A 16,291-nucleotide genomic window follows, 5' to 3' on the forward strand; every position below is an offset into this window, starting at 1 on the left:
CCGGACCGGGACGAACAGGGAACCTTGCACGTCACCCCGTTCTTCGAGGTCCGTCCGGATCTCCGTTTCACAAGCCCTGGGACCTCATGCAGATTCGCGACCTTCCGTATTCGGATCCCGGCGACCCCGATGTCCGTTCAGGCCCACGATTCCTGTACTGGCTCGGGCGCAACCAGCTCGCGGGACAGCTGAAGGCCCTCTCCTGGGGGCTGCTGCACCAGCTGGGCATCGCCGGTCTCCCGGTCACCGTGGGACTCGCCGTCCAGGCCGTCATCGACCGCTCCGGGGGGCGGCTCGCCCTGGCCGGCGGTCTCATCGTCGCCCTCGGCGTCCTGATCGCCGTCGGCGACACCATGCTCCACCGGGCCGCCGTGACCAACTGGATCACCGCCGCCGCCCGGGTCCAGCAACTGCTCGCCCGCAAGACCGCCGAGCTGGGCTCGGCGCTGACACGGCGGGTCGCGGCCGGTGAGGTCGTCGCCGTCTCGACCGGCGACGTGGAGAAGATCGGCTGGTTCGTCGAGGCGCTCTCCCGCTTCGCGGCCGCCGCCACCGCCCTCGTGGGGATCTGCGTCTGGCTGGCGTTCTACCTCCCGTCCCTCGGTCTGATGGTGGCGATCTCCATGCCGGTGCTCGCCCTGGCCGTGCTGCCGTTGCTGCCGCGCGCCACCCGGCGCGCGGACGAGCAGCGCGAGAAGGCGGGCAAGGCCACCGAGCTGGCCTCGGACACCGTCGCCGGGCTGCGCGTGCTGCGCGGTATCGGCGGTGAGGAGCTGTTCCTCGGCCGCTACCGCCGAGCCTCTCAGGAGGTTCGCGGGGCGGCGGTGCGCTCGGCCCGGATGTGGGCGCTGATCTCGGCGGTGCAGGTGCTGCTGCCGGGGATCCTGCTGATCTCCCTGGTCTGGTACGGGGCGACGCTGGCCCGGGACGGCCGTATCGACGTCGGCCAGCTGGTCACCGTCTACAGCGCGGTCACGCTGATGCTGTTCCCGCTGCGGCACTTCGAGGAGATCGCGATGGCGTACTCCTTCTCACGGCCGTCCGCCCAGCGTGCGGTGCGCGTGCTGTCGCTGCGCCGCAGCGCGCGGGAGGCCACCGTAAAGGGTGTGACGCCCTCCGGTGATCTGTACGACCCGGCGACCGGGCTGATGGCCCCTCGGGGGCAGTTCACCGCCGTCGTCTGCGGCGACCCGGACGAGGCCGGCCGGCTGGCGGAACGGCTCGGCGGGCACGCGGAGACCGGCGAGGAGGACACGGAGGCTTCGGCGAAGGCTCCGTCGGTGCTGCTCGGCGGAGTCGCCCTGGACGAGATCCCGCTGGACGCGGCACGGGCCGCGGTGCTGGTCCAGGACAAGGACCCGGTGCTGCTGTCCGGCACGCTCCAGGAGCTGCTGGACATTCCGGCATCGGGCCTGGTCACCGCCGAGACGGCGTTGGAGGCGGCCCAGTGCGGTGACGTGCTGAGCGCCTTGGCGCAGGCCTCCACCGACAACGGCGGGGACCCGATGCGGACCCGGATCACCGAGCGCGGCCGGTCCCTGTCCGGCGGTCAGCGCCAGCGTCTCGCGCTGGCCCGGTCGCTGGTCACCGACCCGGAGGCGCTGGTGCTGGACGAGCCGACCTCCGCGGTCGACTCGCACACCGAGGCCCGGGTCGCCGCCGGGATCGCGAAGCTGCGCCGGGGCCGTACGACGGTGGCGTTCGCCTCGTCCCCGCTGCTGCTCGACGCCGCCGACCGGGTGGTGCTCGTCCACGAGGGCACGGTCGTCGCCGTGGGAACCCACCGCGACCTGCTGCGCACCGAACCCCGCTACCGGGCGGTCGTCACCCGGGAGACCGACGAGGCGGCCGCCGCGAGCGTGCTGAACGGCGTCGGCGACGTCCCCGCCATGAAGAGCACCCAGGAAATCGAGGAGAGGGCATGATCGGCGTCGCACCCCCGGCGTACGACCCCGCGGCCCCGGAGTCGGCGACGACGCTGCCCGTGGGCACGCCGACGACCGTGCGGAGTTACGTACGGAGTCTGCTGCGCCGGCACCGCAGGGCGTTCGCCGTCCTGATCACGGTCAACGCGGTGGCGGTGGTCGCCTCGATCACCGGGCCGTATCTGCTGGGCGGGCTGGTGGAGGACCTGTCCAACGGCGTCACCGACCTGCACCTGGAGCGCACCGCCGCGATCTTCGCGGTCGCGCTGGTCATCCAGGTCCTGTTCACGCGCAGCATGCGGCTGCGCGGGGCGATGCTGGGCGAGGAGATGCTCGCCGACCTGCGCGAGGACTTCCTCGTACGGTCCGTCGGGCTGCCGCCCGGGGTGCTGGAGCGGGCCGGGACCGGCGATCTGCTGGCCCGGATCACCACGGACATCGACCGGCTGGCGAACGCGATGCGCGAGGCCGTGCCGCAGTTGGCGATCGGCGTCGTCTGGGCCGGTCTGCTGATCGGCGCGATGACCGTGACCGCTCCCCCGCTGGCGCTGGCCGTGCTGGTCGCGCTGCCGGTGCTGATCGTGGGCTGCCGCTGGTACTTCCGCCGTGCCCCCTCGGCGTACCGCTCGGAGGCCGCCGGTTACGCGGCTGTCGCCGGGATCCTCGCGGAGACCGTCGACGCCGGGCGGACGGTGGAGGCGCACCGCCTCGGCGACCGCCGGGTGGCGCTGTCGGACCGGCGGATCACGGAGTGGACGGCCTGGGAGCGGTACACGCTGTTCCTGCGTTCGGTGCTGTTCCCCGTCATCAACGCGACGTACGTGACGATCCTCGGCGCGGTGCTGCTGCTGGGCGGCTGGTTCGTGCTGGAGGGCTGGATCACGGTCGGGCAGCTGACGACGGGCGCGCTGCTGGCCCAGATGATGGTCGACCCGATCGGTCTGATCCTGCGCTGGTACGACGAGCTCCAGGTGGCCCAGGTGTCGCTGGCCCGGCTGGTCGGCGTCCGGGAGATCGAGCCGGACGCGGGCGACGCCGGAGTCGGTCCGGACGGCCGGGAGGTACGGGCGGACGACGTCCGCTTCGGGTACCGGGAGGGCGTCGACGTGCTGCACAAGGTGTCGCTCGACGTTGCTCCGGGCACCCGGATCGCCCTGGTCGGCCCGTCCGGCGCGGGCAAGTCCACGCTGGGCCGACTGCTGGCGGGGATCTACGCGCCGCGCACCGGGGAGGTGACGCTCGGCGGGGCGGAGCTGTCGCGGATGACGGCGGAGCGGGTCCGCGAGCATGTGGCCCTGGTCAACCAGGAGCACCATGTCTTCGTCGGCTCGCTCCGGGACAACCTCCTGCTGGCCCGCGACGGGGCGAAGGACGCGGAGCTGTGGGCGTCGCTGGCCGCGGTCGACGCGGACGGCTGGGCGAAGGCCCTGGAGAAGGGGCTGGACACCGAGGTCGGCTCGGGCGGGTTCGCGCTGACCCCGGCGCAGGCCCAGCAGATCGCGCTGGCCCGGCTCGTGCTGGCCGATCCGCACACGCTGGTGCTGGACGAGGCGACCTCGCTGCTGGACCCGCGGGCCGCCCGCCATCTGGAGCGTTCGCTGGCCCGGGTGCTGGAGGGCCGCACGGTGGTGGCGATCGCGCACCGGCTGCACACCGCGCACGACGCGGATGTGATCGCGGTGGTGGAGGAGGGCCGGATCAGCGAGCTGGGCAGCCACGACGAGCTGGTGGCGGCGGACGGCGCGTACGCGTCCCTGTGGCGGTCCTGGCACGGGTGAGCCGCCCGGCGGACGGCCCGGGGATCACCGGGCCGTCCGGGTGCGGTCGGGCTGGAGGAGCTGGTCGACGGGCGCGTGGTCGTCGGTGAGGATCCGGGCGTCCCCGGTCCAGGTGGCGAGGGCGTCGCCGGTGGTGATCTTCCAGCCGACGTCCCGGGCGTCCAGGGCTTCCTGGATCGCGGGGGCGTCGACGGGGCGGCCGGAGGCGACCACCACCAGGTTGCCGCCCACGGTGGACGCGGTCGGGTCCAGCCCGATGTCCGCGGGCTTCCCGAGAAGGGCGACGTGCTCGAAGGTCGCGGCGAGGGTGGCGGCCTCGGCGCGGGCGAAGGCCAGCTCGCCGTGGTCGATGAGGTTGGCGACGTACAGGCCGTCCTCGTCGAGCGCCCGGCGGACGTCTCCCAGGGCCTGCGACGTCGTGAGGTGCCACGGCACGCTGACGCCCCCGAAGGCGTCGCCCACCACCAGGTCGTGGCTGCCCTCCTCCAGCCTGCGCAGGCCCAGTCGGCCGTCCTCCACGGTCACGTCGATGCCGGTGGCGGTAGACGGCCCCAGGCCGAGCCGGTCACGGTCGATGCGCACGACTCCGCCGTCGATCTCGGAGACGGTGCTGCGGGTCCCGGGTCGTGAGGCGGCGAGGTAGCGGGGGAAGGTGAGGCCGCCGCCCCCGATGTGGTGGGCGGTCAGCGGCTCCCCCGCGGGGAAAGCCGTGTCGACCACCGACGCGATGGCGCGCACGTACGCGAACTTCAGGTGCGTCGGGTCCTCGACGTCGACGTAGGAGTGGCTCAGGCCGTCGAGGACGAGGGTGCGGCCGCTGTCCCGGTCGGGGTCCATGACGACCTGTGCGCAGTGGTAGCGGGTCTCCGCGTCGCAGCCGCCGGGGGCGAACGCGGTGGCGAGGGAGCCCGCGAGGACGGTGGCGAGCGCGACGGCCGAGGCGCGCCGCCGGCGGCGGGCCCGCCATCCGACCAGTGCGGCGCCGAGCACCAGCAGTGTGCCGAGGCCGATCAGGATGGAGCTGACGGGCAGCCGCGAGACCAGGACGAACCCGGTGAGGACGGTGCCGACGATGGCGCCGAAGGTGCCCACGCCCGACAGCCGCCCGACGACCGTGCCGGTCTCGGCGAGGCTGGTGAGCCGCAGTTTCGTCACGAACGGGGTCACAGCCGAGAGCAGGGCGCCGGGCACCAGGAGAGTCGCCGATGCGACCAGCAGGAGCAGCGCCGGCGACCACTGGGCGGTGGTACGCAGGAGGAGCGGGGTGAACGCGACGACCACGCCCGACACCCCGAGCGCCGGGGCGATGAGCCGGAGCGGGTCGACCTGGTCCGCGACGCGCCCGCCCAGCCAGGAGCCCAGCGCGATGGCGGTGAGGGCGATGCCGATCACCATCGTGCTGGTTTCCAGGGTGAGGCCGAGGTACGGGGCCAGCAGCCGCAGGGCGACGATCTCGACCACCAGGACCGCGGCCGACGATCCGAACACGAGGACCGAGGCGGCGCGGGGGCCCAGGCCGTGATCGTGGGGCGGGGCGTCCGCCGCAGGGGAGTCGTCGGCCACGGGCGAGGGGGGCGAGGTGGTCACCACAGCATCCTCGCACGGGGTGCGGCTGCACCGAACTCCCGCTGTTCCAGCGGGCGGAGGGACAGATCCACCGGTCGGGCGGGACGGGAACGGGTCTTCCCGGAAATCGCGGTACGTCCGCGCCGGGACGGATGGTCCCATGAACCGGTGCGCGGAGATGACGGAACCACGACCGACGAGACCATGACCGACGATGCCACGGCCGACGTGCCCACGGCCGTGGACCGGGGGCGCTTCCCGGACGCCGTGAGCCCCTGGGAGGACCCGGCCTGGCGGGCGGAGGCCCTCGCCTGGGTGACCGAGGGCCTCGCCGCCCACGGGCTGCGGGAGACCGGCCCGCGAACGGTGCGCCTGCGCCCCTGGTCGGTACTGGTACGGCTGACCGTCGCGGGGGCGGCGCCCGTGTGGTTCAAGGCCGTGCCGCCCACCGCGGCGTTCGAGGCCGGGCTCTCCGAGGCCCTGGCGCGCTGGGTCCCGGAGCGGGTGCTGACCCCGTTCGCCGTCGAGGCTGCACGCGGCTGGCTGCTCACCCCGGACGGCGGCCCGGTGCTGTGGGATGTGCTGGAAGGGCTCGAAGGAGGCGCCGTCGACCCCCGGTACTGGGAGGAGCCGCTGCGCCAGTACGCCTCGATGCAGCGGGCGCTGACCCCGTACGCGGACGCGATCGAGGCGCTCGGTGTGCCGGCGGCCCGGCCGCGCGCGCTGCCGGCGCTGTTCGACCGGCTGATCGCGGAGAACGCCGTGCTGACCCGGGAGGACCGGGCGGCGCTGGAGGCGCTGCGGCCCCGGGTGGCGGACTGGTGCGAGGAGCTGGCGTCGTCGGGGGTGGCGGACTCGCTGGACCACGCCGATCTGCACGAGAAGCAGCTGTTCGCGCCCGTGGGCGGCCGGTACGCGTTCTTCGACTGGGGCGACGCACTGGTCGGGCATCCGTTCTCCAGCCTGCTGGTGCCCGCCCTCGCGGCCCGTGAGCGCTGCGGCCCCGAGGTGCTGCCCCGGCTCCGGGACGCCTATCTGGAGCCGTGGACCGGCGGGGGCGTCACGACGGCCGGGCTGCGGCGTTCGGTGAGCCTGGCATGGCGGCTGGCGGCGCTCGGCCGGGCCGCGTCGTGGGGGCGGATGTTCCCCGTGCCGCAGGGTGGGCCGGCCGTGGCCGGGGGTGCCGAGGCCGCCCACTGGCTGCGGGAGCTGGCGGTCGCCCCACCCCTGTGAGCGGCCCCGTTCACCCCTGCCAGGAGGCGGACGCGGGGGCATCCGGTTAAGGATGAGAGGTGAATCACCCGGTAAACGGGGCAGGCGAGCGCAGAACCACGCAAGCCCGAGAAGGGACGCAGACCGTGGCACCACCCAGGATTCTCGTCGTCGGCGCCGGCTTCGCAGGCGTCGAGTGCGTACGCCGCCTGGAGCGCAGGCTCGCTCCGGGAGAGGCCCAGATCACGCTCGTCACACCGTTCTCCTACCAGCTGTATCTGCCGCTGCTCCCTCAGGTGGCCTCCGGGGTGCTCACACCTCAGTCCGTCGCGGTGTCGCTGCGCCGCAGCCGCCGACACCGGACCCGGATCGTGCCGGGCGGGGCGATCGGCGTGGACACGCAAGCGAAGGTCTGTGTGATCCGGAAGATCACGGACGAGATCGTGAACGAGCCGTACGACTACATCGTGCTGGCGGCGGGCAGCGTCACCCGGACCTTCGACATCCCGGGGCTGCTGGACAACGCCCGTGGGATGAAGACGCTGGCCGAGGCCGCGTACGTCCGGGACCACGTCATCGCCCAGCTGGATCTGGCGGACGCCAGTCACGACGAGGCCGAGCGGGCCTCCCGGCTCCAGTTCGTGGTGGTCGGCGGCGGCTACGCGGGCACCGAGACGGCCGCCTGCCTCCAGCGCCTGACCACCAGCGCGGTCCGGCACTACCCGCGGCTGGACCCGCGGCTGATCAAGTGGCATCTGATCGACATCGCGCCCAAGCTGATGCCGGAGCTGGGCGACAAGCTGGGGCAGGCCGCCCTGGAGGTGCTCCGCAAGCGGAACATCGAGGTGTCGCTCGGGGTCTCGATCGCGAAGGCGGGGCCGGAGGAGGTCACGTTCACCGACGGCCGGGTGCTGCCCTGCCGGACCCTGATCTGGACCGCCGGAGTGGCCGCCAGCCCGCTGATCGCCACCCTCGGCGCGGAGACCGTACGCGGTCGGCTCGCGGTGACCCCACAGCTGAACCTGCCGGGCGCGGAAGGGGTGTTCTCGCTCGGCGACGCGGCCGCGGTGCCCGACCTCGCGAAGGGCGACGGGGCGGTCTGCCCGCCCACCGCGCAGCACGCGATGCGGCAGGGAAAGGTGCTGGCGGACAACCTGATCGCCTCGCTTCGTCATCAGCCGCTGAGCGACTACGTGCACAAGGACCTGGGGCTCGTCGTGGACCTCGGCGGCAAGGACGCCGTGTCCAAGCCGCTGGGCATCGAGCTGCGCGGGCTGCCCGCGCAGGCGGTGGCGCGCGGCTACCACTGGTCGGCGCTGCGGACGAACGTCGCCAGGACCCGGGTGATGACGAACTGGATGCTGAACGCGGTCGCCGGCGACGACTTCGTACGGACCGGGTTCCAGTCCCGCAAGCCGGCGACTCTGCGGGACTTCGAGTACACGGATGTCTATCTGACGCCGGAGCAGATCAAGGAGCACACGGCGGCGACGGTCATCAAGCACTGAGCGGTCGACGGGCGCGCCCTGTTCGCACGGGCGCGCTCACGGCTGCCGGGACAGGACCGTCTCCACGGTGTCCGCCTCCCGCGCGGTCTTGTCCTCCCGGTAGCGCAGGACGCGGGCGAACCGGAGGGCGACCCCGGCGGGGTAGCGGGTGGAGCGCTGGAGTCCGTCGTAGGCGATCTCCACGACGAGTTCCGGGCGTACGGTGACGACGTGGCCGTCGTCGTCGGTCGCCAGCTCCCCCAGCCGCTCGGTCTGCCAGTCCAGCAGGGCGTCCGTGAGCCCTTTGAAGGTCTTGCCGAGCATCGCGAACGTACCGTCGGGTCGGCGGGCGCCCAGGTGCAGGTTGGAGAGCTTGCCGGTGCGCCGGCCGCTGCCCCACTCCACGGCCAGGACCACCAGGTCCAGGGTGTGCACGGGTTTCACCTTAAGCCAGGACGCGCCTCGGCGGCCCGCGCTGTAGACGGCGGTCAGGTCCTTGACGACGACGCCCTCGTGGCCGCGCTCCAGGGTCTCCGCCAAGAACGCGTCGGCCGCCGCGCGGGCCTCGGGCTCGTCCGGATCGGCGACGAGGGTGCGCCGGACCCGCAGGCTCTCGGGGAGCAGCCGGGCCAGGGCCGCGTGGCGGTCGGCGAAGGGCCGGTCGAGCAGGTCTTCGTCGTCGACGAGAAGGGCGTCGAAGAAGACGGGGACGACGGGCACATGCGACGCGGCTGTGGCCACGTCCCGCCGTGAACCCACCCGGGAGGCGATCTCCTGGAACGGCCGGGGCCTGCCGTCCTCCCCCAGGGCGATCAGCTCGCCGTCGAGGACGAAGCGGCGCGCTTCGAGCGCGGCGACGGCGGTGACCAGTTCGGGCAGCCGGTCGGTGATGTCGTCGAGGGTCCGGGTGTACGCGCGGATCCGGTCGCCGTCCCGGTGGACCTGCACCCGGATCCCGTCGAGCTTCTCCTCGACCGCGCACGGGCCCAGCTTGTCGATGGCCTCGCCCACCGAGGCGGCGCTCCGCGCGAGCATCGGCTGGACGGGCCGCCCGACGGTGAGACGGAAGCCGGCGAGCGCCCCGGGTCCGTCGGCGAGGAGGATTTCGGCGACCTCCTGGAGGGACCCGGCGAGCATCACGGCGCGCCGGACGTCGGCGGGCGGTGCTCCGGCGGCGTGGGCCAGGGCGTCGGCGGCGACGGCGTCCAGGGCCCCCTGGCGTACCTCGCCGGTGAGCAGGGCCCGCAGGAAGCGCTGCTCGTCGGCGGTGGCGGCGGCGAACAGGGCGCGCAGGCGTTCGCGGCGCAGGGTCTGGGAGCCGGGGCCGGAGGTGGCGGCCAGGGCGGTCAGCTCGGTGTCGACGCCGGTGACGGTGAGGGTCGGCCCGGAGGCCGGTTCCACCGGGTCCCCGAGGCTCCGCCAACCGACGCCGATGCGGCCCTGGGGCAGCCGTCCGGCGAGGTACGGGATGACGACGGGGACATCTTCGGGTGCGGCGTCCCGGAAGAGGCCGGCGAGGAGCGCCGTCTTGCGGGACCGGGCGGAGGTGGCGGCGACCTCCAGGGAGACCTGGGCGAGCTCGGCGAGCAGCATGCTGCCATGGTGCTACGGGGCGGAGCGCGTCGCCCGCCCGCGCGAGCGGCGACCGGTCATATGAAGTTGAGGGCGGCGGCCCCGCCCACTCCCCCGAGGACCATGAAGGCCGGCATCAGTACCTTGATCTCCACCCAGCTGCCGGCCCGGAACCGCATGAACTTCGGAGGGCCGAGCGGGTACCAGCGCTTCCCGGCGATCGGAAGCGGCCACAGGATCGGGCACCCCGAGACGGTCAGCGCGTCCCCGACGTCGTGGACCAGGGCGCCGAGCACGATGGGCAGGCCGAGCCACATGTACTCCTGGCCGGGGGCGTCGAAGAGCCAGCCGGCCCCGTTGCCCGGCTGGTCCACCACTCCGGCGAGAATCCAGGCGCTGGTGGCCCCGAGCAGCCAGACGAGGACGTCGCTGGAGACCCGGGCTGCCCGCCAGAGCAGGCCCTCGACGGCGAGCACCAGGTGGACGAAGAGAATCGCGAGGACCGCCCAGCGGCCGCCGGTGATCGCGGCGAAGGAGCAGCCGCCGCCCATCAGGACGGCGAAGAACCAGGTGTGGGTGAGGGTACGGTGCCCGCCGGTGCGACGGGGGTCGGCCTTGCTCTTGGTGGCCTTGTAGACGGCGTACGAGAGCTTGTCGGCTATCTCGCAGAGCCCCTTGGAGAGCGGGCCGAAGGCGCGCGAGATGGTCGCGGACTTGTGGTCGAGGTCGGGGGCGAGCGCGGCTCCCGCGCAGATCAGCGCCCCGACGACGAGGACGGGCCAGGGCATCGTGTGGCCCGCGGCGGCGGCCGCCGCGCCCACCCCCAGCCAGGCCGCTGCCCCCGACAGGGAGTGTGCCGGTCCCATCATGGTCTTTTCCCGCCCCCAGCGCTGCGTACGCCCATCACCGGTACGGCGCGGGCAGGTTGAGACCGCAGCGTATCGTCCGTGATCTTCGTGCCGTCCGCCGGTTCCCTCATCCGGGCCGAAGACAGGCAAGATGGGGGCGTGACCCTCATCGACCAGCTGCCCAAGACACCCGACCCGGACGCCCTCTTCGAGGCCTTCTCCTCATGGACCGAGACCCAGGGCATCACCCTTTATCCGGCTCAGGAGGAGGCGCTGATCGAGGTGGTCTCCGGGGCGAACGTGATCCTTTCCACCCCGACCGGCTCGGGTAAGAGCCTGGTGGCGGCGGCCGCGCACTTCACGGCGCTGGCGCAGGACAAGGTCACCTTCTACACGGCGCCGATCAAGGCGCTGGTGTCGGAGAAGTTCTTCGACCTGTGCAAGCTCTTCGGCACCGAGAACGTCGGCATGCTCACCGGCGACGCCTCGGTCAACGCGGACGCCCCGGTGATCTGCTGTACGGCCGAGGTGCTGGCCTCCATCGCGCTGCGCGACGGCAAGTACGCCGACATCGGCCAGGTCGTGATGGACGAGTTCCACTTCTACGCCGAGCCGGACCGGGGCTGGGCGTGGCAGATCCCGCTGCTGGAGCTTCCGCAGGCCCAGTTCGTGCTGATGTCGGCGACGCTCGGCGACGTCGCGATGTTCGAGAAGGACCTGACCCGGCGTACCGGCCGGCCCACCTCCGTGGTGCGCTCCGCGACCCGTCCGGTGCCGCTCAGCTACGAGTACCGCTTCACGCCGATCACCGAGACGCTGACCGAGCTGCTGGACACCCGGCAGTCGCCGGTCTACATCGTGCACTTCACGCAGGCGGCGGCCGTCGAGCGGGCACAGTCGCTGATGAGCATCAACATGTGCACGAAGGAGGAGAAGGAGAAGATCGCCGACATGATCGGCGGCTTCCGCTTCACCACCAAGTTCGGCCAGAACCTCTCCCGGTACGTACGCCACGGCATCGGGGTGCACCACGCGGGGATGCTGCCGAAGTACCGCCGCCTGGTGGAGAAGCTGGCCCAGGCGGGTCTGCTGAAGGTGATCTGCGGGACGGACACGCTCGGCGTCGGGGTCAACGTGCCCATCCGCACAGTGCTGTTCACGGCGCTCACCAAGTACGACGGCACCCGGGTGCGGACCCTGCGCGCGCGGGAGTTCCACCAGATCGCGGGGCGGGCCGGCCGGGCCGGTTTCGACACGGCCGGCTTCGTCGTGGCGCAGGCCCCCGAGCACGTCATCGAGAACGAGAAGGCCGTCAAGAAGGCGGGCGACGACCCGAAGAAGAAGCGCAAGGTGGTGCGCAAGAAGGCCCCGGAGGGCTTCGTCGCCTGGTCGGAGACCACCTTCGACAAGCTGATCACCTCCGATCCCGAGCCGCTGAGCTCCCGCTTCCGGGTGACCCACACGATGCTGCTCGCGGTCATCGCCCGGCCGGGCAACGCGTTCGCGGCGATGCGGCATCTGCTGGAGGACAACCACGAGCCGCGCCGGGCGCAGCTGCGGCACATCCGGCGGGCCATCGCCATCTACCGCTCGCTGCTGGACGGCGGGGTGGTGGAGCGGTTGGAGACGCCGGACGCAGAGGGCCGGATCGTCCGGCTGACGGTCGATCTCCAGCAGGACTTCGCGCTGAACCAGCCGCTCTCGACGTTCGCGCTGGCCGCGTTCGACCTGCTGGACGCCGAGTCCCCCTCGTACGCGCTGGACATGGTCTCGGTCGTCGAGTCGACGCTGGACGATCCGCGCCAGATCCTGGCCGCCCAGCAGAACAAGGCGCGCGGCGAGGCCGTGGGGCAGATGAAGGCGGACGGGGTCGAGTACGAGGAGCGGATGGAGCGGCTCCAGGACGTCACGTACCCGAAGCCGCTGAGCGAGCTGCTGTGGCACGCCTACGACGTGTACCGCACGAGCCACCCGTGGGTGAACGACCACCCGGTGTCGCCGAAGTCGGTGATCCGGGACATGTACGAACGCGCCATGACCTTCACGGAGTTCACCTCGCACTACGAGCTGGCCCGGACCGAGGGCATCGTGCTGCGGTATCTGGCGAGCGCGTACAAGGCGCTGGAGCACACGATCCCCGACGACGTGAAGTCGGAGGACCTCCAGGACCTGATCTCCTGGCTCGGCGAGATGGTGCGTCAGGTGGACTCCAGTCTGCTGGACGAGTGGGAGCAGCTGGCCAACCCCGAGGTGGAGACAGCCGAGCAGGCCCAGGAGAAGGCGGACGAGGTCAAGCCGGTCACGGCCAACACCCGCGCCTTCCGGGTGCTGGTGCGCAACGCGATGTTCCGCCGGGTGGAGCTGGCCGCGCTGGACCGGGTACGGGACCTGGGCGAGCTGGACGGCGACGCCGGGTGGGACGAGGACGCCTGGGGCGAGGCGATGGACGCCTACTGGGACGCGCACGAAGAGATCGGGACCGGTCCGGACGCGCGCGGTCCGAAGCTGCTGAAGGTCGAGGAGGAACCCGAGCACGGGCTGTGGCGGGTCTGGCAGGCGTTCGCCGACCCGGCGGGCGATCACGACTGGGGCATCAAGGCCGAGGTGGATCTCGCGGCGTCCGACGAGGAGGGCCGGGCGGTCGTCCGGGTCACCGAGGTCGGGCAGCTGTGAGGAGTTCTCCGGCGAGCAAGCGGACACCCGAGTGGAGAGGTACGGCATGACGAACCCGGCCGAGCACCTGGTCGGTCTTCTCGACCTGGAGCGGATCGAGGTCAACATCTTCCGTGGCCGCAGCCCCGAGGAGTCCCTGCAACGGGTCTTCGGCGGGCAGGTCGCGGGCCAGGCGCTGGTGGCGGCGGGCCGGACCACCGACGGGGACCGGCCGGTGCACTCGCTGCACGCCTATTTCCTGCGGCCGGGCCGTCCCGGAGTGCCGATCGTGTACCAGGTGGAGCGGGTGCGGGACGGCCGGTCGTTCACCACCCGGCGGGTGACGGCGGTCCAGGAGGGCCGGACGATCTTCAACCTGACGGCGTCGTTCCACCGCCCCGAGGAGGCGGGCTTCGAGCACCAGCTGCCGCCGGCCCGGATCGTCCCGGACCCCGAGGAGCTGCCGACGGTGGCCGAGGAGGTGCGCGAGCACCTGGGCGTGCTGCCGGAGGCGCTGGAGCGGATGGCCCGGCGGCAGCCCTTCGACATCCGTTACGTCGACCGGCTGCGCTGGACGAAGGACGACATCAAGGACGCGGACCCGCGGAGCGCGGTGTGGATGCGGGCGGTGGGCCCGTTGGGCGACGACCCGCTGGTGCACACCTGCGCGCTGACGTACGCGAGCGACATGACGCTGCTGGACGCGGTCCGCATCCCGGTGGAGCCGCTGTGGGGTCCGCGCGGTTTCGACATGGCCTCGCTCGACCACGCGATGTGGTTCCACCGGCCGTTCCGGGCGGACGAGTGGTTCCTGTACGACCAGGAGTCGCCGATCGCCACGGGCGGCCGGGGACTGGCACGGGGCCGGATCTACGACCGTTCGGGTCAGCTGCTGGTGTCGGTGGTGCAGGAGGGGCTGTTCCGGCGGCTCTAGCCGGGCCCGTGTCAGATGCCGGGCAGCGGGTCCTGGTCGACCTCGTGGCGGCGGGTGCGGATGTCCGGCGGCGCCGGGTGCAGCTTGGCGTCGCAGGACGGTCCGAGGCCGGCCCGGCGCGAGCCGGTCCCGGTGAGGGGGCGGCCGCAGAGGCGGCAGCGGACGAGACGGCGGCCCCGGTGCTGCTCGCCTTCGGCGGCGGGGTCCCGGGCGACGGCTCCGGCGGCTCCGGGCAGCGGTTCGGGAAGGGCATCGGGAATCTCCACACGCCGATCCTGCCAGTACGGCGGCCTCGGCCGCCGCGAGGGCCCCTCGTGTGGATCATGCCGGGCTCGCGGGGTCCGACCTGATCCGAAGGGAAGACCCCAGGAGCCCGTGGTCGGCGATCGGCGGGTACCGGTCCAGGCGCCTTCCTCCCGGTCGGGCCCCGTCCCCTCGCTGTCCGGCACTGCCGCCCGGGTGCGCGGCACACGTCCGGGCGCCGGGGCCGGGACAGCGCCCCGTTTGCCGAACGGGGGCGGGGCCGCGTTACTGGAGTGAGCCCCGGGGCTACCGGCCTGGTGGCGCGCCGTGCGAGGGGGCCGGGAGCCGCGGAGGTGCCGGGATGGACCTGATCCACATCCGAGCGGTGAGCCCGCCGGACCTGACGGAGGAGGTCGTCGGCCTGCTCTCGGGTGACCCCTGCGTGCTCAACCTCATCGTGCAGCGCGACGCCGCGCGCCGTCCCGACGGCGACTCCATCGCCTGTGACGTGCTGACGGGGGCGGCGAACGACGTACTGCGCCGCTTGCGCGCCGTCCGGCTGGACCAGCGTGGGTCCCTCGTCATCGAACCGGTCGACATGGCCTTCTCCGGCGCCGCCACCGAAGGGGGACAGCGCGAGCTGGGGCCGCTGAGCCGGGCTCCGGTCTGGGAGCAGGTCGAGGCGCGCATCAGATCCGGCGGGCGGTACCCGCCGAGCTTCTTCCTCTATCTGGTCGTCGCCGGGCTGATCGGTTCGGTCGGCATCGTCACCAACTCGCAGATCCTGATCGTGGCGGCGATGGTCGTCGGGCCGGAGTACGGCGCCATCGTCAGCGTGGCGCTGGGGATCGACCGGGGCCGTCGGGCCATGGTGCGCGCCGGGCTGGCCGCCATGGGGACCGGTTTCCTCCTCACTGTCGTCGTCACGTTCCTCTTCGCCCTCCTCATCCGCGGTTTCGGGTTGCAGTCGGAGGCCTTCGACCGGGGGTTGCGCCCCGTTGCCAATCTCATCAACACGCCGAACTTCTTCTCGGTCGCCGTCGCGACCCTGGCCGGGATCGTCGGGATCGTGTCGCTCACCGAGGCCAGGACCAGCGCTCTGCTCGGCGTGTTCATCTCCGTGACGACGATCCCGGCCGCGGCGGACATCGCCGTCTCCACGGCGTTCACCAGCTGGTCCGACGTGCGGGGATCCGCCATCCAGCTCGTGGTGAACATCCTGGTGCTGATCGTGGTGGGCACGGCCACGCTCAAGGCCCAGCGGGCGATCTGGCGACGGGTCGGACTCCGGCGTGACCGTGACCGCCGGATCGCCGAAGAGGCCTGACGGACCGGTGAAGAGGCGGGTGACCTCACGCGCGCCCGGTGCCGGGCGGCGCATCCGGGTAGGGGATGGGCGGCACCGTGGGGAATGACGTCGCCGGGGTGGAGCACCCGTGCACCCTGGAGGAGAGAGCCTCCGCCGCGGGCCGTACGGTTCCTTGCGACCCTGCCCTGTGAAAGGACCCCCGCGCATGACCGAGATCGTCCACGTGTCCGCTCCCGAGTTGGTGACGTACGCCGACGAGCTGGCCGGCCTCCTGGCCGAGACCGTCGCCGAGGGGTCCTCGGTGGGCTTCCTAGCCCCGTTGGACCGGGAGACGGCCGCCGCCTGGTGGCGTGAGCGGGCCGCCGACGTGGAGGCGGGGCGGATCGGCACCTGGATCGCCCGTGAGGGCGGGCGGGTCTCGGGGACGATCGCCCTGGTCCGTGCTCCGCTGCCGAACGCCCGGCACCGCGCGGAGGTCGCCAAGCTGATGGTCCGGCCCTCGGCGCGCGGCCAGGGGCTCGGCGGGGCTCTGCTGGCAGCGGTCGAGGCGTACGCGGCGACCGAGGGCATCACGCTGCTGATCCTGGACACCGAGAGCGGCAGCCTGGCCGAGCAGGTCTACCGCAAGGCGGGCTGGACGAAGGTCGGGAGCGTACCGGGATACGCGGCGGATCCGGCGGGCAGCCTCAAGCCGACCACTTTCTACTACAGGGAGCTCGCCGCTCCGTGAGCGGCGGGCGGCACCATGGGCACCACCACGCAACG

General features: G+C 72.6%; 12 protein-coding genes. 8 read left to right on the forward strand and 4 right to left on the reverse strand.

All coding sequences use genetic code 11. The features are described from left to right. The first annotated feature begins 86 nt into the window (after window positions 1-86). Both AB0F29_RS33340 and AB0F29_RS33345 read left to right on the forward strand, forming a co-directional pair. Complete coding sequence (locus AB0F29_RS33340; RefSeq protein ID WP_361880138.1) at window positions 87-1,925, forward strand: ABC transporter ATP-binding protein; 1,839 nt, start codon at window positions 87-89, stop codon at window positions 1,923-1,925. Next, window positions 1,922-3,703, forward strand: coding sequence for an ABC transporter ATP-binding protein (locus AB0F29_RS33345; RefSeq protein WP_361880141.1), 1,782 nt, complete (start codon window positions 1,922-1,924; stop codon window positions 3,701-3,703). The genes AB0F29_RS33340 and AB0F29_RS33345 overlap by 4 nt, the downstream gene beginning before the upstream one ends. A gap of 24 nt (window positions 3,704-3,727) precedes the next feature. Here AB0F29_RS33345 and AB0F29_RS33350 read toward each other — a convergent pair whose 3' ends face one another. Further along, the gene (locus AB0F29_RS33350; RefSeq protein WP_361880144.1) at window positions 3,728-5,290 is read right to left on the reverse strand and encodes a fused MFS/spermidine synthase; all 1,563 of its coding nucleotides are present in this window, start codon (window positions 5,288-5,290) and stop codon (window positions 3,728-3,730) included. Between the two features lie 183 nt (window positions 5,291-5,473). Between AB0F29_RS33350 and AB0F29_RS33355 the strand changes: the two genes are divergently transcribed. Together AB0F29_RS33355 and AB0F29_RS33360 are read left to right on the forward strand one after the other, a co-directional pair. Continuing rightward, the gene (locus AB0F29_RS33355; RefSeq protein ID WP_361880147.1) at window positions 5,474-6,502 is read left to right on the forward strand and encodes a phosphotransferase; all 1,029 of its coding nucleotides are present in this window, start codon (window positions 5,474-5,476) and stop codon (window positions 6,500-6,502) included. Between the two features lie 125 nt (window positions 6,503-6,627). Further along, window positions 6,628-7,989: an NAD(P)/FAD-dependent oxidoreductase gene (locus tag AB0F29_RS33360; RefSeq protein ID WP_361880150.1), complete on the forward strand. Its 1,362-nt coding sequence runs from the start codon at window positions 6,628-6,630 to the stop codon at window positions 7,987-7,989. 36 nt (window positions 7,990-8,025) lie between these two features. Here AB0F29_RS33360 and AB0F29_RS33365 read toward each other — a convergent pair whose 3' ends face one another. Beyond that, window positions 8,026-9,561: an ATP-dependent DNA ligase gene (locus tag AB0F29_RS33365; protein ID WP_361880153.1), complete on the reverse strand. Its 1,536-nt coding sequence runs from the start codon at window positions 9,559-9,561 to the stop codon at window positions 8,026-8,028. A 56-nt stretch (window positions 9,562-9,617) separates the two neighbouring features. Beyond that, window positions 9,618-10,409, reverse strand: a complete 792-nt coding sequence (locus AB0F29_RS33370) for a metal-dependent hydrolase (protein WP_361880155.1) — start codon at window positions 10,407-10,409, stop codon at window positions 9,618-9,620. 138 nt (window positions 10,410-10,547) lie between these two features. Here AB0F29_RS33370 and AB0F29_RS33375 point away from each other — a divergent pair, with 138 nt between their 5' ends. Next, window positions 10,548-13,061 carry a DUF3516 domain-containing protein gene (locus tag AB0F29_RS33375; protein WP_361880158.1) on the forward strand — a complete coding sequence of 838 codons (2,514 nt, stop codon included), beginning with the start codon at window positions 10,548-10,550 and terminating at the stop codon, window positions 13,059-13,061. 46 nt (window positions 13,062-13,107) lie between these two features. Then, window positions 13,108-13,974 (forward strand): acyl-CoA thioesterase II, encoded by an 867-nt coding sequence (locus AB0F29_RS33380; RefSeq protein WP_361880161.1) that lies wholly within the window; start codon window positions 13,108-13,110, stop codon window positions 13,972-13,974. 11 nt (window positions 13,975-13,985) lie between these two features. Here the strand turns inward: AB0F29_RS33380 and AB0F29_RS33385 are convergent, their stop codons facing one another. Then, window positions 13,986-14,240 (reverse strand): DUF6011 domain-containing protein, encoded by a 255-nt coding sequence (locus tag AB0F29_RS33385; RefSeq protein WP_361880164.1) that lies wholly within the window; start codon window positions 14,238-14,240, stop codon window positions 13,986-13,988. Between the two features lie 338 nt (window positions 14,241-14,578). Here AB0F29_RS33385 and AB0F29_RS33390 point away from each other — a divergent pair, with 338 nt between their 5' ends. Both AB0F29_RS33390 and AB0F29_RS33395 read left to right on the forward strand, forming a co-directional pair. Continuing rightward, window positions 14,579-15,544 carry a DUF389 domain-containing protein gene (locus tag AB0F29_RS33390; protein ID WP_361880167.1) on the forward strand — a complete coding sequence of 322 codons (966 nt, stop codon included), beginning with the start codon at window positions 14,579-14,581 and terminating at the stop codon, window positions 15,542-15,544. Between the two features lie 187 nt (window positions 15,545-15,731). Next, on the forward strand, window positions 15,732-16,256 hold the full coding sequence (locus AB0F29_RS33395) for a GNAT family N-acetyltransferase (RefSeq protein ID WP_361880170.1): 525 nt from the start codon (window positions 15,732-15,734) through the stop codon (window positions 16,254-16,256). The last annotated feature ends 35 nt before the right edge of the window (window positions 16,257-16,291 follow it).

The sequence above is a fragment of the Streptomyces sp. NPDC026589 genome (genome assembly GCF_040638385.1).
Lineage (GTDB): Bacteria > Actinomycetota > Actinomycetes > Streptomycetales > Streptomycetaceae > Streptomyces.